18 protein-coding genes are annotated in these 17,170 nt (G+C 49.7%); 4 read left to right on the forward strand and 14 right to left on the reverse strand.

From position 1 onward, the window contains the following. Positions 1-57 precede the first annotated feature (57 nt). Complete coding sequence (gene can / locus OGY09_RS11700; RefSeq protein WP_008786227.1) at positions 58-720, reverse strand: carbonate dehydratase; 663 nt, start codon at positions 718-720, stop codon at positions 58-60. A gap of 108 nt (positions 721-828) precedes the next feature. On the opposite strand from can, the gene OGY09_RS11705 reads away from it, so the two are divergent. The 4 genes from OGY09_RS11705 to OGY09_RS11720 all read left to right on the forward strand — a co-directional run bounded on the left by OGY09_RS11705 (position 829) and on the right by OGY09_RS11720 (position 4,357). Then, a complete protein-coding gene (locus OGY09_RS11705) occupies positions 829-1,755 on the forward strand; it encodes an ABC transporter ATP-binding protein (RefSeq protein ID WP_032942384.1) in 927 nt (308 codons plus the stop codon). Beyond that, the gene (locus tag OGY09_RS11710) at positions 1,752-2,522 is read left to right on the forward strand and encodes an ABC transporter permease (protein WP_003829467.1); all 771 of its coding nucleotides are present in this window, start codon (positions 1,752-1,754) and stop codon (positions 2,520-2,522) included. Before OGY09_RS11705 ends, OGY09_RS11710 begins: the two co-directional genes overlap by 4 nt. 103 nt (positions 2,523-2,625) lie before the next feature. Next, the gene (locus tag OGY09_RS11715; RefSeq protein WP_032942385.1) at positions 2,626-3,066 is read left to right on the forward strand and encodes a PTS sugar transporter subunit IIA; all 441 of its coding nucleotides are present in this window, start codon (positions 2,626-2,628) and stop codon (positions 3,064-3,066) included. 61 nt (positions 3,067-3,127) lie between these two features. After that, complete coding sequence (locus OGY09_RS11720) at positions 3,128-4,357, forward strand: polysaccharide deacetylase family protein (RefSeq protein WP_032942386.1); 1,230 nt, start codon at positions 3,128-3,130, stop codon at positions 4,355-4,357. 6 nt (positions 4,358-4,363) lie between these two features. On the opposite strand, the gene panD is transcribed toward OGY09_RS11720, so the two are convergent. The 13 genes from panD to gluQRS all read right to left on the reverse strand — a co-directional run bounded on the left by panD (position 4,364) and on the right by gluQRS (position 17,154). Beyond that, on the reverse strand, positions 4,364-4,744 hold the full coding sequence (gene panD / locus OGY09_RS11725; RefSeq protein ID WP_000621526.1) for an aspartate 1-decarboxylase: 381 nt from the start codon (positions 4,742-4,744) through the stop codon (positions 4,364-4,366). Positions 4,745-4,839: 95 nt separating this feature from the next. Beyond that, positions 4,840-5,694 carry a pantoate--beta-alanine ligase gene (panC, locus tag OGY09_RS11730; protein ID WP_008786233.1) on the reverse strand — a complete coding sequence of 285 codons (855 nt, stop codon included), beginning with the start codon at positions 5,692-5,694 and terminating at the stop codon, positions 4,840-4,842. A gap of 78 nt (positions 5,695-5,772) precedes the next feature. After that, the gene (gene panB / locus OGY09_RS11735) at positions 5,773-6,567 is read right to left on the reverse strand and encodes a 3-methyl-2-oxobutanoate hydroxymethyltransferase (protein WP_008786234.1); all 795 of its coding nucleotides are present in this window, start codon (positions 6,565-6,567) and stop codon (positions 5,773-5,775) included. Between the two features lie 116 nt (positions 6,568-6,683). Further along, the gene (locus tag OGY09_RS11740) at positions 6,684-7,904 is read right to left on the reverse strand and encodes a fimbrial protein (RefSeq protein ID WP_275399081.1); all 1,221 of its coding nucleotides are present in this window, start codon (positions 7,902-7,904) and stop codon (positions 6,684-6,686) included. Positions 7,905-7,937: 33 nt separating this feature from the next. Next, the gene (locus OGY09_RS11745; protein WP_008786236.1) at positions 7,938-8,519 is read right to left on the reverse strand and encodes a fimbrial-like protein; all 582 of its coding nucleotides are present in this window, start codon (positions 8,517-8,519) and stop codon (positions 7,938-7,940) included. Between the two features lie 51 nt (positions 8,520-8,570). Then, positions 8,571-9,146: a fimbrial protein gene (locus tag OGY09_RS11750; protein WP_008786237.1), complete on the reverse strand. Its 576-nt coding sequence runs from the start codon at positions 9,144-9,146 to the stop codon at positions 8,571-8,573. A 14-nt stretch (positions 9,147-9,160) separates the two neighbouring features. Further along, the gene (locus OGY09_RS11755; RefSeq protein WP_032942387.1) at positions 9,161-9,724 is read right to left on the reverse strand and encodes a fimbrial protein; all 564 of its coding nucleotides are present in this window, start codon (positions 9,722-9,724) and stop codon (positions 9,161-9,163) included. Further along, positions 9,711-12,320: an outer membrane usher protein gene (locus OGY09_RS11760; protein WP_032944302.1), complete on the reverse strand. Its 2,610-nt coding sequence runs from the start codon at positions 12,318-12,320 to the stop codon at positions 9,711-9,713. The genes OGY09_RS11755 and OGY09_RS11760 overlap by 14 nt, the downstream gene beginning before the upstream one ends. 59 nt (positions 12,321-12,379) lie before the next feature. Next, positions 12,380-13,114 (reverse strand): fimbrial chaperone, encoded by a 735-nt coding sequence (locus tag OGY09_RS11765; RefSeq protein ID WP_008786240.1) that lies wholly within the window; start codon positions 13,112-13,114, stop codon positions 12,380-12,382. A gap of 178 nt (positions 13,115-13,292) precedes the next feature. Beyond that, entirely contained in the window at positions 13,293-13,886 is a 594-nt protein-coding gene (locus OGY09_RS11770; RefSeq protein ID WP_032942388.1) for a fimbrial protein, read from the reverse strand. A gap of 359 nt (positions 13,887-14,245) precedes the next feature. After that, positions 14,246-14,737: a 2-amino-4-hydroxy-6-hydroxymethyldihydropteridine diphosphokinase gene (gene folK, locus OGY09_RS11775; protein WP_008786242.1), complete on the reverse strand. Its 492-nt coding sequence runs from the start codon at positions 14,735-14,737 to the stop codon at positions 14,246-14,248. Between the two features lie 51 nt (positions 14,738-14,788). After that, a complete protein-coding gene (gene pcnB / locus OGY09_RS11780; protein ID WP_204354956.1) occupies positions 14,789-16,186 on the reverse strand; it encodes a polynucleotide adenylyltransferase PcnB in 1,398 nt (465 codons plus the stop codon). A gap of 71 nt (positions 16,187-16,257) precedes the next feature. Beyond that, positions 16,258-17,154, reverse strand: coding sequence for a tRNA glutamyl-Q(34) synthetase GluQRS (gene gluQRS, locus OGY09_RS11785; protein WP_032942389.1), 897 nt, complete (start codon positions 17,152-17,154; stop codon positions 16,258-16,260). Between the last annotated feature and the right edge of the window lie 16 nt (positions 17,155-17,170).

The following is a 17,170-nucleotide window of genomic DNA, read 5'->3' on the forward strand; positions in this document are numbered from 1 at the left end:
CTGATGGCGCAGGTTTGTAGGCCGGGTAAGGCGTCGCCGCCTCCCGGCAATGTCACATTATTTATGGTTACTGTGTTTCTGACTCAGGTTAGACAACCCCTGGCGATAGCGCTGTTCCAGCGTTTCGCGGCTGGTGGCGGTGACGTCGAGATCGCGCAGCAGGCCATCATGAATACCGTAAGCCCAGCCGTGAATGGTCACTTTCTGACCGCGCTTCCAGGCTGAACGCATAATGGTTGAGTGGCCCAGGTTATAGACCTGTTCCATGACATTCAGTTCGCACAGGGTGTCCATACGACGTTCCTGCGGCATTTCGCCCAGCAGTGAGCTGTGTTTGAACCAGATATCGCGGATGTGCAGTAACCAGTTATCAATCAGCCCCTGTTCTTTATTTTCAATCGCCGCCTGGACGCCGCCGCATCCATAGTGGCCGCATATAATAATATGTTCCACTTCCAGCACATCCACCGCATACTGAACCACTGAGAGACAGTTCAGGTCGGTGTGAATAACCAGATTGGCAACATTGCGGTGAACAAATAATTCGCCCGGTTCAAGACCGGTTAATCGTTCAGCGGGAACGCGGCTATCGGAACATCCAATCCATAGAAAACGCGGATTCTGGGCATGTGTCAGCGTTTCAAAAAATCCGGGATCTTCTTCTATCAGCATCTTTGACCATAGTGCATTGTTGCTGATGAGTGTATCTATGTCTTTCATGGAGTAGCACGACCCGAAGCCAGATAAATTCGATGGGCTAATATAGGGTAACTCCATCATTATTTAAACTATATATAAAATGTCAGAACGTAAGGTAAGTATAAAAACATGACCATTGCTCTGGAACTTCAACAACTTAAAAAAACCTATCCCGGTGGCGTTCAGGCGCTGCGCGGCATAGATTTGCAAGTCGAAGCGGGTGATTTTTATGCGCTTTTAGGCCCTAACGGCGCAGGTAAATCCACCACCATCGGCATTATCAGTTCGCTGGTGAATAAAACTTCCGGACGGGTAAGCGTCTTCGGATACGATCTCGATAAAGATACGGTTAACGCTAAACGTCAGCTTGGTCTGGTGCCGCAGGAGTTTAACTTTAACCCGTTTGAAACCGTGCAGCAGATCGTGGTCAACCAGGCGGGTTACTACGGTGTTGAGCATAAAGAAGCGGTCAAACGCAGCGAACTATATTTAAAGCAGCTCGATTTATGGGAAAAACGTAACGAGCGCGCGCGCATGCTGTCTGGTGGGATGAAACGTCGTCTGATGATTGCCCGTGCGCTGATGCACGAGCCGAAATTACTCATTCTGGATGAACCAACGGCGGGCGTCGACATTGAGCTGCGTCGTTCAATGTGGGGCTTTTTAAAGGATTTAAACGACAAAGGCACCACCATTATTCTGACCACTCACTATCTCGAAGAAGCGGAAATGCTGTGTCGTAATATCGGCATTATTCAGCACGGCGAGCTGGTGGAAAACACCTCGATGAAGAGTCTGCTCTCCAAGCTGAAATCCGAGACCTTTATCCTCGATCTGGCACCAAAAAGTCCGCTGCCGAAACTGGAAGGTTATCAGTACCGACTGGTCGACACTTCCACGCTGGAAGTGGAGGTTCTGCGTGAACAAGGGGTCAACAGCGTCTTCTCTCAGCTGAGCGCACAGGGCATTCAGGTATTGAGTATGCGTAACAAAGCGAACCGACTGGAAGAACTGTTTGTTTCTCTGGTGCATGAAAAACAAGGAGATCGCGCATGATGCAGCTTTACTGGGTTGCGCTGAAAAGCATCTGGGCGAAAGAGATCCACCGCTTTATGCGTATCTGGGTCCAGACTTTGGTGCCTCCCGTCATCACCATGACGCTCTATTTTATTATCTTTGGTAACCTGATCGGCTCGCGTATCGGCGAAATGCATGGCTTTAGCTACATGCAGTTTATTGTACCGGGGCTGATTATGATGGCAGTGATCACCAACTCGTATGCCAACGTGGCCTCGTCGTTCTTTAGCGCCAAGTTTCAACGCAATATCGAAGAGCTGCTGGTCGCCCCGGTGCCGACACACGTGATTATCGCCGGTTTTGTCGGCGGCGGCGTGGCGCGTGGCCTGTGCGTAGGCATTCTGGTGACGGCTATTTCACTGTTCTTCGTGCCGTTCCAGGTGCATTCCTGGGTCTTTGTGGCGCTCACGCTGGTGTTAACGGCGGTACTGTTCTCGCTGGCCGGTTTGCTGAACGCAGTCTTTGCTAAAACCTTTGACGATATCAGCCTGATCCCCACCTTCGTGCTGACGCCGCTGACCTATCTGGGTGGCGTGTTCTATTCGTTAACGCTGCTGCCGCCGTTCTGGCAGGGACTGTCGCATCTGAACCCAATTGTCTACATGATTAGCGGCTTCCGCTACGGCTTCCTGGGTATTCATGATGTTCCGCTGGTCACCACGTTTGGCGTGCTGGTGGTGTTCATTGCGGCGTTTTACTTGCTGTGCTGGTACCTGATTCAGCGTGGACGCGGCCTGCGTAGCTAATTCTTTCTTCCTCTCCTGACTCGGGAGAGGAAGACTTTTGATGCTTATCACCATTACCGATTTATCACCCTGATAAACTACTTGCCTGCTAAGGAGGTAGGCAATGTTAGGTTGGGTAATTACCTGTCATGACGATAAGGCACAGGATATGCTGCATCGTCTGGAGAAAAAGTACGGTCCGTTGGAGCAATGTCAGGCGGTAAGTTTCTGGCGTGGGCTCAGCTCGAATATGTTAAGCCGCATGATGTGCCATGCCCTGCATGCTACAGATTCAGGTGAAGGGGTAGTATTCCTGACGGATATGGCCGGGGCTGCGCCATACCGTGTAGCCTCGTTAATGAGTCATAAACATCCCCAGTGCGAAGTGATTTCAGGTATCAGCTATCCATTGCTTGAGCGAATGATTTCGTCACGGGAATCGCTGAGCAGTTCTGCGTTTCGCGATTGCATCGTCGCGCTTGGCGGCCCCGAAGTCTCCAGCCTCTGGCATCAACAACAAAAAAATCCCCCCTTCGTGTTGAAGCATGATTTGTATGAGTATTAATCATTGGTATTGATGATGCTTTTGCTACAATAACCGAGGTTTCTCGCCTCGGTTAAATCATATGGTTATGCGCGTTCTGTTTGTTCTGTTGCTCCTGTTTTCTGGTGGCGTAGGTGCGGCCTTGCCCGCTCGCTATATGCAAACCACGGAAGATGCGGTGATCTGGGCGCATATTGGCAATAAGACGGAGACTGTCGGTAATTTACGCGCGGGACAGATTATTGCCGTTGAACCGGATGCAAAGGATTACTACACCTTCAACTTCGGTTTTGGCAAAGGCTACATCGACAAAGGGCACCTGGAACCTGTGCAGGGGCATCAGCGTGTGGAAGACGGCCTGGGTGACTTAAATAAACCGTTGAGTAACCAGAACCTGATTACCTGGAAAGATACGCCGGTGTATAACGCTCCGGATGTCGGTAGCGCTCCGTTTGGCGTGCTGGCGGATAATCTGCGATATCCGGTTATCAGCAAGCTTAAAGACCGTCTCAACCAGACCTGGTACCAGATCCGCATTGGCGGCAGACTGGCCTACATTAGCGCGCTGGATGCTCAGCAGGATAACGGTATCCCGATTCTGACTTACCATCATATTCTGCGCGATGAAGAGAACACGCGTTTTCGTCATACCTCCACCACCACATCAGTGCGCGCGTTCAGTAACCAGATGACCTGGCTGCGAGATATGGGCTATACCACGCTGACGATGTATCAGTTAGAAGACTACCTCAATAATCGCGCAAACCTTCCGGCGCGTTCGGTCGTTATTACGTTTGATGATGGCCTGAAGTCCGTTAGCCGCTATGCGCATCCCGTCCTCAAGCAGTATGGCTTTAAGGCGACGGCGTTTATCATTAGCTCACGTATCAAGCGCCACCCACAGAAGTGGGATCCGAAATCGCTGCAGTTTATGAGTATTTCCGAGCTGGAAGGGATTAAAGATGTTTTCGACTTCCAGTCGCACACCCATTTCTTGCATCGGGTGGATGGCCAGCGACGACCTATTTTACTCAGCCGTAACTATCACAATATTCTGTTTGATTTTGAACACTCCCGTCGGGCGCTCGGGCAGTTTAATCCGCATGTGCTCTATCTTTCCTACCCGTTTGGCGGCTATAACGCGACGGCGGTGAAAGCGGCGCATGATGCCGGTTTTCATTTGGCGGTGACGACGGTGAAAGGGAAGGTGAAGCCTGGCGATAACCCGATGTTGCTAAAGCGGCTGTATATTCAGCGGACGGATTCGCTGGAAACAATGTCGCGGCTGATAGTCAATCAGCCGCAGGGGTAAGGGCTGTCAGGCGACCTGTACCGGAATGGCTTTTGCAGTACGTTTCATTTCGTTGTCGCCTTCAAAATAGGCCACTTTCGGACGCCATGTACGGGCTTCTTCGTCAGACATGGTGACGAAGCTGGCGATAATCACAATGTCGCCAACTTCAGCACAGTGCGCCGCTGCACCGTTCACCGAGATGATTCTGGAGCCGCGTTCAGCCGCAATGGCATAGGTTGAGAAACGTTTACCATTGGTCACGTTCCAGATATCAATAGCTTCGTTTTCCAGAATACCTGAGGCATCGAGGAAATCCTGGTCGATGGCGCAGGAGCCTTCGTAGTGCAGGTCCGCCTGCGTGACTTTTACGCGGTGGAGCTTGCCTTGCAGCATGGTGCGAATCATAACTTCTATACCCTGTCGTTTACCTTGGCTAAGCAGGCGCGACTGGCCTGCTTTGAGAAATCTTCAGGCAGTATTGCCCGATTTTTAACCCCTGTCTACTGGGCTAATGTAACGCTTTGATTATCGATCAGACGAGCCTGACCCAGCCATGCTGCGGCCAGAATCACCGCGCGTTTACTGGTTTCAGTCAACTCCAGCAGCGTGTCGGCATCACGAATTTGAATATCGTCGGCGCGGAAGCCTTTTTCATTCAGTTCTTGTTCGGCAATGGTAATAATTTCTTGCAGCTCACGATTACCCGCAATCAGCTTTTCAGCGATACCGTTCATCACGTTGTGCAGGCCTGGCGCAATTTTACGCTGTTCTGCCGTTAGATAACCGTTACGTGAGCTGAGGGCCAGACCGTCTTTGGCGCGAATAATCGGTACGCCAACGATCTCAATGTCATAACCCATGTCCGCTACCATTTTGCGGATCAGCGCCAGCTGTTGGAAATCTTTTTCACCAAAGCAGGCGATATCGGGTTGGATCAGGTTAAACAACTTGCTGACGATAGTGGAAACACCACGGAAGTGGCCTGGGCGGCTGGCGCCTTCCAGCATGGTAGAGAGGCCGGGAACATCAACGAAAGTCTGGCCTTCCAGACCCTGCGGGTAGATCTCTTCAACGGCCGGAGCAAAGACATAATCGACTTTACGCTTGTTCAGCTTTTCGCAATCTTCCTGCAGGGTGCGCGGATAGCGCACCAGATCATCCGGTCGGTCAAACTGCATCGGGTTAACGAAAATGCTGACGAACACCACATCAGCCCGCGCTTTTGCTTCATCGACCAGTTTCATATGGCCGTCGTGCAGGTTGCCCATGGTGGGAACCAGTGCGACGCGTTTGCCTTCCTGACGCAGACGACGAATATGCTGGCGTAGCAGCGGCAAGGTTTCAATGATTAACACGACAAGACTCCTTGAGTTGCCTGAGGTACCGTAGGCCGGATAAGACGCGTAGCGTCGTCATCCGGCACGGTCAGAAAATTAGTGGAAGCTGTGCTCTTCACCCGGATAAACGCCGGACTCCACTTCAGCCATATACTGCCGCACTGCGGCGCGCATGTCGCCTGCTTCATTGAGGAAATTCTTCGCAAATTTCGGGATATGGCCACCAGTAATGCCAAAGGCATCATGCATGACGAGGATTTGTCCGTCGGTGACGTTGCCGGCACCGATACCAATCACCGGGATCGACAGCGCTTCAGTGACGCGCTTCGCCAGCTCAACCGGCACGCACTCCAGCACCAGCAACTGAGCGCCAGCGGCTTCTAAGGCCAGCGCATCATCCAGCAGTACCTGCCCGGCGTCGCCGCGGCCCTGAATTTTATAGCCGCCAAAGATATTCACCGACTGGGGTGTTAATCCCAGATGGCCGCAAACCGGCACCGCGCGTTCGGTGAGCATTTTCACCGTATCCGTAAGCCAGGCGCCGCCTTCGATTTTGACCATATTAGCGCCCGCGCGCATGACTACCGCTGCGTTTTCAAACGCCTGCTCCGGAGTGGCATAAGCCATAAACGGTAGGTCGGAGAGCAGCAGACAATTCGGTGCGCCGCGACGCACGGCTCGGGTGTGGTAAGCAATGTCTTCAACGGTGACGGGCAGGGTGGAGTCGTGCCCCTGTACCGTCATGCCCAGCGAATCACCGACCAGCATCACGTTGATGCCTTCATCGGCAAACAGCTTAGCGAAGCTGTAGTCGTAGGCGGTGATAGTCGCGAAGCGCTTTTTCTCTTGTTTGCATTTCTGCAACACAGCGATAGTGGTGGGTTTGCTCATAACCTCTCCGGCCATAATATTGATGAATATAATGGCCGCATTGTAGGGGAATGAAGCAGAAAAGCGTTAGCCCTTTGTGTGTATTCCCGGCAGCGAAAGCCGCCGGATTAACGCGCTTAGGGATAGTCGATAGTGAAGCTGCCCGTCGCTTTGAACTCGCCGGGTTTGATGGTGTTGCTACCGTCTTGTTTCAGCGTTGCTCTGAAATTCAGAATCTGATCGGGGTTACCGATATTGCTATAGGTATAGTCTTCCATATTCGTAAACTTATAAACGGAGCTGGAGTTGTTTGGCATGATCGTCATCCAGTCGCTGATGCTTGCTGGGTTCTTCTCGCCGGCAACCGTCACGCCAATACCGCTGGCGGCACCAGATGTTAAAGTATTACCCAATAATGCGTTGTCACTGCTGCCTGTTATTGTTGATCCTAACTTCATTTCGACATTTTTAATGTAGGTACAGTTACTTAATTTTATTGAAAAGTCTTTTGTCACACCATCGCCTTTCAGTTCTTCTGCGTTGCGACTGCCAAAAGGCACGGTAGATCCTGAAACACCTTCACCTGTAACGGCAGTGGCAGTACATGTTGGGTAGTGAATCGTTATTGAACCTGGACTGATGACGTAATCAAGGTAGTGGTTGCCACCACCGATACTGGTGTCTGAAAGCTTAAATCGGAAGTTGTAACCGGTACTTGTTGGAAAGGTAACGTTAACTGCTGATGTGGTTGGCTTAAATGTATCATCAGCATAAAGATGGAATTTAATCCACAGAACAATTCCCCCCATTTCAAAATAACCTTTCTTCCATGCGATTGAATCACAGAAAGTGGAGAAATCTGCATAAGAGGTACTAATGAAATTCAGATCAAAGGACTTATAATCCGTACCACCGCCGTTCCAGTCAACCCAAAATGAACTCCCTGGATAATAGGCGGTGCCAAAGTTAATCTTGGTAATTTCCATACCAAGATACAAACCCGTAGTATTTGTTTTCCATAATGGATTGCCGCTATTATTTTTAATACCCGCACTCTGAAAACCATGATAAAGATTTACACTATGAACATCGTGGTTATAGTTACAATTAAGTCCATGCTTGGGATCAAATTCTGTCGCACCAGAAACGGCAAGTTCGCGTAAGCCTGATTCTGTATGGGCGGCAACTGAAGGGAGCAGGTTCCATGAGAATGGAGCTGAGTAGTCTTGTACATCTGCATATTCTGCACCTCCTTGATACGAGGTCGCTTGCCCAATATAGACAGACCAGGCATAAGCGTTGCTGGCTCCTAACCATAAAAATAGAGATGATATTAAAAGGACTATGTTTTTCTTCATGGCTAATTTCCCTATTAATGGTCGTTCCGAATTTTATTGGTAGGTGACATTGACAAGTACATGGCTACTTAATTGACCTGGCGTCACCGTGCCGCTATCAAGGATTTTTTGCATTCTGGAATAAAAGGTCCAGCTGGTATCGCTGTAGGACGTTGCACTAAAGGTTGCTCGCGATGTACCATCAGTATTCAACACATTCTTACGCGGGACGTCCGTGGTAAATATCACCACGCCGACGTTTTCTGCCCCACCTGCGCTCTTGGTGAGCTCGTTGGCAAACACCTGTTGATTGCCGATGGCAAACTGCCCGCTTTGCGGCGTGAACTCAAACGTCACCTTGGTTATTTCGTTATCACTGACAGGACAGCTCAACAGTTTGATGGAAAATATTTCACCACCTTCGTAATCAGATTCAGAGGTTATGCCAGGTACAAAATAACCGAGCCCTACTGTACGAAAAGTAACAGTACCGCCGTCACTAACCTCAATATTACACGTATTGTTAATAATGTTAGCTGTAAGATCTAACTCTATACTGGGGTGACAGGATAGCGAAAAAAGGGCTGCTGTCAGCCCTAAGTATAAAGATAAATAGAAATTTCTATGCAATGACATATTTACCCCAATATATTTTTTAGTAAATAGTTGTTCTATTTATATCAACTATTATTGGTATGTAATTGTCAAAGTCGTTGGCGATGTGAATGTACCAGCACCTATTTTACCCGAACCACTAACATCAAACAATCGAGCGCTTAGTTTATAGTCGAAGTTCGTATTTCCTTTCGCTGTAGATACATCAACTACCTGTGCGTTGGGTGTGTTACAAAGCAATTGCACGCTATCTGCACCAGATGGTTGTTCTGTTGTCCATAGCTCAAGTCCTATACTGGATGATGTTCCTCCAATATTTCGAAACCCTGGCCCGTTACTACCTGCGCAGGAGGTTCCAGACTTGCGGTCAAATTTGATAGTTGCTTTACTCTCTGGCAAACCAGCACAATTACTGAATCGAATTTTAAACGGTTTGGTATATGTTTTTGCTATAACTTGCGATGAAGTTACATCTCCCAGAGCGATGGTGTTGGTAGCAATATCACCATCCATAACCTGAGCAGAACATGTTCCCAATGTGACGGTCGTTTTTACTTTTAGCTCAAGGCTGCTGGTTTCAGCAGCATGCACTGTACCTATTGTTAATAGTGTGCTAAACAAGAGTGTGTTAGTTAGTTTTAGGCTCATGCTATTCGTCCTTGTTAATTATAGGTAAAGCTAAAAGTTGCTGAGGATTCAAAGTCACCAGGAGTCCCTTGTCCTTGCGTGATTTCACGTAATGCAACGGTCATGTCTAAGCCATTTGCAATATTATTGGCGTCCCATGTCACACTACTTGAACCATCTGGAGTAATAAACTCTGAATCCTCTGTATTAACAAGTTTAAATCCCATGCCAAGATTTTCTGCAGAGGTCGTATCGGTGAGCGTGTTTTTAATTAACTTACCGGAAATAGTCGTCCCCGTTATTTTGGTCACAATACTATTAAGGCCAGCACTGCATTCCGTCGCGACTAATTTAAAATCGGCTTGCGCAGCAGTCGTTGCATTTTCAATTTTATCCAGGCCGACATTAGGGATTGTTAAAGTGTATTTATCCCCACCATTGTCTGTAACACTCGAACCATTGAGTGCTGTTAATTTAATGTTACAGGTTGATGCTATTACCGTAGCAGTAAAGTCGACGTTGATAGATTCTGCGTGACTGGCTAGCGGAAATATCATCGCGAGTACGGAGGCAGCTAAAAAGCGCTTATTCCTTTTCATTGGGGATTCCATTTGTATTGTGGTTAATGACACGACACGTAATGTTGTCTAACAGTAGGGTCTGGCTGGTGCCGACCGTTTGTTGCGTTGCTGGCAACAGGAAGGTTGCCGTACAGGTTGCGGGTTGGTTATTTTCAAACCAGCGCACCGTAAGTTCGCCGTTATCGCTAATACCGCGGACAAAAGCCTGGCCGCCCTGGCCCATATTGCCGATCTGTACATTGTTCTCATAAACTTCGGCGCCGAATGGAATCGTCTGGTGATCGCTGCGCGTCATATTGAGAATGGCTGAACGCCCTTCATCGGTTTCGAAACTGGCGAAAACGACCGCACCATCGCGTGGTACCAGTGTGGTGCTGGTGCTCTTCAGCTCGACGTCGTTATCCATCGTGTCGATGTCGAGATTGACCTGGTTTTCCCGGTAGGCCGTCAATGAGTTCGTTGCGCCATAACCCCAGCGATCAATTGTGCTGCTTCCACCGTTAATCCGAGCGCCTTTAGCGCCAGGCGCTTTCACCAGCACAATGGCATCGCTGTTGCCAAAGTTGTCGTTGGTAAACGTTAAACCACCGCTGTGCAACACAAAACCGCCGTCAGTGGAGAGCGAATACTGACGATTACTGTCGTTATTCGCCGAGGCGGATGCTGAAAGATCTCCCCATGGGGACTGATAGCTGGTATATCCACCAATATCGGAGATGTTTTTCCCCTCTTTTTGCATGGTGTAGCCTGTATTCACGCTGTAGTTCAGCTTATTGTCTTCGCTGCTGCCGCTACTGTTCATGCTGAGCTGGTGCCCACCGTTAAAATCGGTACGCATCTGGGTGCTCAAGTTGCTGAATCCTGAGCGGCGACGTTCACCACCCAGCAGGTTCTCCAGCGGAATATTGAAGTTGATATAAAGCGAATCATCCTTATCGCCTTCTTCATCCCAGGTGCGCTGCAGGTTGATACTCATGCTGCCCCAGGAAAATCCTTTGCCATAACCCAGGCTGTAATCGCTGCGGCTCTCGTTGCTTGCCCAGTAGTCGGTCCAGGTGGCTGACAGATAAAATGAACCGTAATCAACCTCAGCGGACTGCAAAGGTTGGTTCATGCTGACGGTGACCTGATTCTTCATACGCGAGAAGTTATTCATGGTATTGCGTTCAGCGTCAGTACCTTTGAATTTGGCATCGTCGATTAGCTCTAGCGCGTCATTCAGGCCCAGGTAGTCTCGCGTCGAGTAGCGATAGGCCGCGACGTTGAACGACGTATCGGTCGCCTCAATCAGTTTGTTCCAGGTCAAGCGATAGCTTTGGCCTTGATAGGTATTGTCGTCAGGGATATCTGCGCGTGAATGGGTAACGTCAACCGCCAGTGCGCCAAAGGGCGTATTCAGACCCAGACCGAGGAGTCCAGCGAAATAGTCGTTGTCCGTTGCCTGAATACCGGTGTAGGCCGTCAGAAAGTTGTTCAGACCGTAGTAGTATGAGCCCTGCGCCAGGTTTGGTTTGTCATGAAGTTCGTCGTTATTGACTTCCCCGACGCTCACGTCCCAGCGTCCGACGCCCGGGCGCTGCATCTGCATGACCGAAGAAAACGGCTGGGAGAAAGTACGTTTACTGCCATCAGCTTCTTCGATGGTGACGATCAGGTCGCTACCGTAGCCGGAAGGGCTGATATCGTTGATCTCGAAAGGTCCCGGCGGAACGGTCGCTTCATAAATCTTATAACTGCCCTGAGTCACGGTCACTTTGGCGTTAGTGTTGGCGACGCCGCGGATAATAGGCGCATAGTTAGCCAACTGTGAAGGCAGCATACGCGTGTCGCTATACAGACGTGCCCCGCGGATGTTCACCGAGTCAAAGGTTTCGCCAGTGGTATAGGCTTCGCCGACAATCAGCTGTGAGCGTAGTGCCGGGAGGTCGCGTTGCAGATAACGGTTCTGGTATTCGAAATTGCTGCCGCCGTCCTTCGCCCAGTTGTAGTTACCACTGGCACGAAGACGCCATGCACCGAGATTGATGCCCGTATTAAATGCAGCATACAAGCTATCGCTGTCAGTATCGTGGTTGGTGCTGTGGTAGCCGTTAAGGGTATAGGAAAACAGGGCTGCCGGGATGCCGCTTTCCCACAAGGAGGGTTCGACATATCCAGAATAACCTTTAATGAGCCACGCCTGAGGAACGGAGATATCCAGGCGCTGCTCACCCATATCAAAGCTTACGTTTGACTGCTCGATAAGTGCAGGTAGGTTTAAGCAGTCATCCCCATCTTCATCGCCTTTTTTCAGAATAGCGTGTTCGTTGCCGATCTCAGGCTGCTTAATGTGCAGCTGTGCCAGATTCTTCGATGTCAGGCAGGCTTGTGCGCTATTTTTACCGACATCAACAAAGGGTAGGGTCAGGCTTGCTACTGATTTCTCGTTGACGAAAACTTTCACACTGTAGGTTCCCGCTGGCGTAGGGTTGCCGTCGGAATATTTACTGATATCGATACTAGCCGCGCTACTTCCCATTAAAAATGAGCTGTCGTACTCGACGCTTTCTGCGGCAAAACCGGGCTGGCTGTAAAGCAGTGCACAGCACATCGCCAGTAGCGTTTTTTTCGGCATCGATTCGGTATAAGGAAAGTTTTGCACCGTCTTTTGCATCCTGCGTTTTGATTAATCGATTACAGTGAAACAGAGCCTTCGATCATGCCGCCGTAATCGTTAATGGCGTGGTAGTCCAGTTTGCCTGATACGGTATTTTGTAGACCTTTGACGTTAAAAGAGGCATTGCTCAAAGGCGCAACCATGGTGGCATCAACGGTATAGCGCTTCCCGCCAACCGTAACGACAGCATCATTAAATGAAACGTAGTAAGGTGTTGGGTTATTAACCTTTAGCGTCGTATGACCTTGTTCATTCCCCATCTGCCACTTCAACTGTTTGGTAGCTTCTGCAGGCGAACCCTGTAAACCGGCAGGGCGGTAAAACAGTTTGATACGAGTGCGGAAAGCTAACTGCAGCAAACTTTTGTTTTCTTCTTTGTTGGCGTCTGCTTTTGGCGGTACTTCCAGCACGTTAAACCAGAACACGCTTTCACGGTCTTTTGGCAATGCTGTGGTTTGGGTAAACATTACTTTCACGGATTGACCGTGCTTTGGTTCTATACGTGAAACGGGAGGAGTGGAGACGAATGGGGCCTTAATACTGCCTGGATCGGCATTATCATTCCCGAGATCAATCCAGTTTTGCACCAGCAGCGGTCGGGTACCTTTATTTTCCAGGCGGATACTGACATCTTTTTTATTTTCATCATAAATGATGCGCGTGCCGGAAATGATAATATCGGCATGACTGGTATTACTCAATAAGCTTCCTGCTAGTACCAATGTGGTAAGCGTTTTCTTAAAATTCAACATGAGCATTCCTTGCCAGTGGATGATTTGGTGTTCTTAATTTAAGAAACGAGGTGCGATAGTAATCGTAATTCTCACCTCGTTATTACAAGCTGTGTTAATGACAAACGGTGTAATAATTCCGGTTAATGCTATTAACGCGCTTTTTTGTATACTTATTTCATCAGTAAAGCGTTAATGCTTACTGATAAGTAAAGGTATACATTGCGTTAGTGGTAACGTGACCTGGGGTTACTGTATCAATGCCGTTTGCTTTAACGTAGGAAGCCACAAAGTGATAGGTGGCGACCTGGCTGGCATCGAAGGTGGCTTCGTGAACGTCTGCACCGTCAACTTTCATCAGCGTTTTGGTGTCTGCATCGTGAATCGCGATGTTTACGTTCTTCGCAGCAGCCATACCGGCGGCAGTCAGGTTGGTGTCGTTATCCAGCGTGCCTTTGGTGTTACCAAAAGAAGAGACCATTGACAGACTGGCCTTAGTTCCGGTGGTCACTTCGGATGCATCTTTACAGTTCAGAACGATGGAGAAAGGTTCTGCTTTTGCGCCGTAGGTAGCATCAGCGACTTCAGTGGTGATATCCGTCGGGGTTGCGGTTTCCAGATAGATGTTGCCATCGGTAGATTCATCACCACGGCTTGTGGAAACGACTTTAGTACAGGTTGTAGCACTGACTAAACCGTGAAAATTAAGCTGACCGCCTTCTGCATCCGCTGCCATTGCCGAAGTTGAGCCCATTGCCATAACCATAGCTACTGCCAAAATTGCTTTTTTCATTACTGTATCCTTACAGGATTTGAAATATTAGATAATTACTACTTTGCTATATTAAATAGCAGGGGCATATTCTAGCGGTTAGTAATGTTTTGTAAAATAACTTGGGTCTATGGTTTTTATAAAATCATTTTATTTTAAAATTATTGTAGGAGGGCTTTCTTTGTTTTTTGAAATATATTTTTATGGGATATAGGTTTGTGTGATAAAGCGCAAGGAACAAACAACTACTGGTCTTTAATAATAATTGTTTTGCATGGATGATGTCTGAGTAGTATGTGTTAATTAGATTTACTGAAAGGAAAATGTAGTTTAATTAATTTGAGTGAGACTTTTCATAATTAATTTATTATATAACGCGGTTACCATTGCGCCGGACGAGGAGTGGTTTGCTGGATGAAAAACGCAAGTGGTTGTTTATCGTCTGGAAAGATAAGATCCGGCGCGATTTCAGCGAGCGGCCACAGCATAAAACCACGGTTTTTCATGTCGTAGTGCGGTACGGTCAGACGTTCGGTGTTAATCACTTCATCGCCAAACAGCATAATGTCGAGGTCCAGCGTTCGTGGTCCCCAGCGTTCGGCTTTGCGCACCCGGCCCTGCTGTAACTCAATGCGTTGGGTGTGATTGAGTAATTCTTCCGGCGCAAGGGTGGTTTCCAGTGCGACGGCGGCGTTCAGGTAATCGGGTTGATCCTGTGGGCCTAATGGTGGCGTACGGTAAAATGAGGAGACAGCCACGATTCGGCTGTCAGGGATTTCCCCGATCGCTTTCACGGCAGCATTAACCTGCTCCAGAGGGGAGGCTAAATTACTGCCGAGGGCGATATATACCCGTCGTTTTTCAAGCTGCATCTGTGTCACCACCTTGATACGACTCGAAATTTGTTGGGTATACGTGATAGGTCATGCGGAGCCTTCACGGCGTGGCGCGCGTTTACGCGGGCGACGATGGCGACGACGTGTGTCTGGCTCTTCATCCAGCTCGTTCAGCATGCCTTTTTGTTCTGGCGGCGCAGAAACCTGGAATTCACCCCACCATTTCGCCAGTCGCTGCAATTCCGCGTTGTGTTCGACTTCAGCACGCAGCGCTAACAGGTCGTAAGCTGCGCGGAACTTTGGATGCTCCATCAGCTTCCAGGCGCGTTTGCCCTGGCGACGGGACATACGTAACTGCAACTGCCAGATATCGCGGGTCAGTGAGGTCAAACGTTTCGGGATCGCCAGCGAGCGGCAGGCTTCGTCCAGCACGTCGTTCATTGCCAGCGCGAAAGCGTCGTAATAGGCCAGACCGCTTTCTTGCGCAATTTTCTGTGCGGCTTCCAGTAACGGATACCAGAACATGGCAGCAAACAAGAACGCCGGGTTAACGCGCATATCATTGTGAATGCGGTTATCGGTATTCTTCAGTACCTGGGCAATGATGCGTTCCATCGGGCTGTCACCGTCTTCGGTGAAGTAGCGCGTAATGGTTGGGAACAGCGGTTGGAACAGGCTGTACTCACGCAGTTTTTTATAGGTTTCGTACCCATAGCCCGCCTGTAACAGCTTGAGCGCTTCTTCAAACAGGCGTGCAGGAGGAATATCGTTAAGCAAGGTAGCCAGACGTGGGATCGGCTCTGCGGTTTCCGGGCTGATACGCATGTCGAGCTTGGCGGCAAAGCGTACGGCGCGCAGCATGCGCACAGGATCTTCGCGATAGCGCGTTTCCGGATTACCGATCAGGCGAATGATGCCCTCTTCGAGATCCTGCATTCCCCCAACGTAATCACGTACGGTGAAATCGGCCACGCTGTAATACAGGCTGTTAATCGTGAAATCGCGACGCTGTGCATCTTCTTCGATGGAGCCGAAGATGTTGTCACGCAGCAGCATACCGTTTTGCCCGCGCTGCGATGTTGTGCGATCGGATTCGCTGCCTTCATGATGGCCGCGGAACGTCGCCACTTCGATAATTTCAGGGCCGAACATGACATGGGCCAGACGGAAACGGCGACCGACCAGGCGACAGTTACGAAACAGTTTGCGCACCTGATCCGGCGTTGCGTTAGTGGTGACATCAAAATCTTTCGGTTTTTTGCCCAGCAAAAGATCGCGTACACCACCGCCAACCAGCCATGCCTCGTATCCGGCCTTATTGAGCCTGTACATTACCTTCAGGGCATTTTCACTGATATCTTTGCGGGAGATAGAGTGCTGCTCACGCGGAATTACCGTCATATGTGGACGGGCGACGGCGAGCTCAGCCTCGCGCTCCTCGCGGCTTAGCACCTTGCGGCAAAAATTAGCGACTCGGGTAAAAATAGTGCACCTCGGTAGTGTCAAACTTCAATCAGAACAAGTGTTGCTGTGTAAAAATAGCGGCTAATCATAGCTCAGCATGATGCATTTGAGAATGCCGGATTTAAGATCGCCGATTCAGGCACCGCTGTCAGACGCCAATTCTCAACGGCAAACTCCAGGATCTGATCAACCTGCATATCCTGCCACGGGATATCGGCACGCTGGCCGAGAAAGCGCAGCGCGGCAATAATCACCGGACGCGGATCGCCTTGCGGCAGCGCAGGTGCATGATTTTGTTTTGAAAGTTTAGCGCCTTGTTCGTTGAGCGCCAGCGGAAGATGAATATAGTCAGGCGCTTGCCAGCCAAACTGCTGATACAAAGAGATTTGCCGCACCGTGGGTTCGATAAGATCGGCACCGCGTACAATCTCTGTTACGCCCTGAAAGTGGTCATCAACCACCACGGCGAGGTTATAGGCAAAGAGCCCGTCGCGACGGTGAATGATAAAATCTTCGCCTGCAAGCTGTGGATCTGCCTGAATTTCACCGCGCAGTTGGTCAGTAAACTGCATCACCGGGTGACGTTGCTTTATGCGGACTGCCGCCTGCTCTGGTCCGAGGCGTAACTCACGGCAGTGGCCGTCATAAATACCGCCGACGCTTTGAATACGCGCCCGCGTACAGGTGCAGTAATAGCTCAGATCCTGTTGATGTAACCAGGCGAGCGCCTCGCGGTAGGCATCATGACGTTGGGATTGCCATAAAATATCGCCATCCCAGTGCAGTCCGTAATGTTCCAGCTGACGCAGAATCGTATCTGCAGCACCGGGAACTTCACGAGGGGGGTCAATATCTTCAATGCGCACTCGCCAGATTCCGCGCTGTGCGCGGGCCTGCAGGTAACTCCCGAGGGCGGCAATTAGTGAACCGAAATGCAGTTCGCCAGAAGGGGAAGGGGCGAAGCGGCCTATATAGTGTGAATCGCTCATTTTGCGGACTAACAAA

The organism is Citrobacter sp. Cpo071, assembly GCF_030332765.1.
GTDB classification, from domain to species: domain Bacteria; phylum Pseudomonadota; class Gammaproteobacteria; order Enterobacterales; family Enterobacteriaceae; genus Citrobacter; species Citrobacter portucalensis.

What these genes read in the sequence shown, in the direction of transcription:
- can (WP_008786227.1), bottom strand. Translation starts at nt 720, where the DNA reads ATGAAAGACATAGATACACTCATCAGCAACAATGCACTATGGTCAAAG.
- OGY09_RS11705 (WP_032942384.1), top strand. Translation starts at nt 829, where the DNA reads ATGACCATTGCTCTGGAACTTCAACAACTTAAAAAAACCTATCCCGGT.
- OGY09_RS11710 (WP_003829467.1), top strand. Translation starts at nt 1,752, where the DNA reads ATGATGCAGCTTTACTGGGTTGCGCTGAAAAGCATCTGGGCGAAAGAG.
- OGY09_RS11715 (WP_032942385.1), top strand. Translation starts at nt 2,626, where the DNA reads ATGTTAGGTTGGGTAATTACCTGTCATGACGATAAGGCACAGGATATG.
- OGY09_RS11720 (WP_032942386.1), top strand. Translation starts at nt 3,128, where the DNA reads ATGGTTATGCGCGTTCTGTTTGTTCTGTTGCTCCTGTTTTCTGGTGGC.
- panD (WP_000621526.1), bottom strand. Translation starts at nt 4,744, where the DNA reads ATGATTCGCACCATGCTGCAAGGCAAGCTCCACCGCGTAAAAGTCACG.
- panB (WP_008786234.1), bottom strand. Translation starts at nt 6,567, where the DNA reads ATGAGCAAACCCACCACTATCGCTGTGTTGCAGAAATGCAAACAAGAG.
- OGY09_RS11740 (WP_275399081.1), bottom strand. Translation starts at nt 7,904, where the DNA reads ATGAAGAAAAACATAGTCCTTTTAATATCATCTCTATTTTTATGGTTA.
- OGY09_RS11745 (WP_008786236.1), bottom strand. Translation starts at nt 8,519, where the DNA reads ATGTCATTGCATAGAAATTTCTATTTATCTTTATACTTAGGGCTGACA.
- OGY09_RS11750 (WP_008786237.1), bottom strand. Translation starts at nt 9,146, where the DNA reads ATGAGCCTAAAACTAACTAACACACTCTTGTTTAGCACACTATTAACA.
- OGY09_RS11755 (WP_032942387.1), bottom strand. Translation starts at nt 9,724, where the DNA reads ATGAAAAGGAATAAGCGCTTTTTAGCTGCCTCCGTACTCGCGATGATA.
- OGY09_RS11760 (WP_032944302.1), bottom strand. Translation starts at nt 12,320, where the DNA reads ATGCCGAAAAAAACGCTACTGGCGATGTGCTGTGCACTGCTTTACAGC.
- OGY09_RS11765 (WP_008786240.1), bottom strand. Translation starts at nt 13,114, where the DNA reads ATGTTGAATTTTAAGAAAACGCTTACCACATTGGTACTAGCAGGAAGC.
- OGY09_RS11770 (WP_032942388.1), bottom strand. Translation starts at nt 13,886, where the DNA reads ATGAAAAAAGCAATTTTGGCAGTAGCTATGGTTATGGCAATGGGCTCA.
- folK (WP_008786242.1), bottom strand. Translation starts at nt 14,737, where the DNA reads ATGCAGCTTGAAAAACGACGGGTATATATCGCCCTCGGCAGTAATTTA.
- gluQRS (WP_032942389.1), bottom strand. Translation starts at nt 17,154, where the DNA reads ATGAGCGATTCACACTATATAGGCCGCTTCGCCCCTTCCCCTTCTGGC.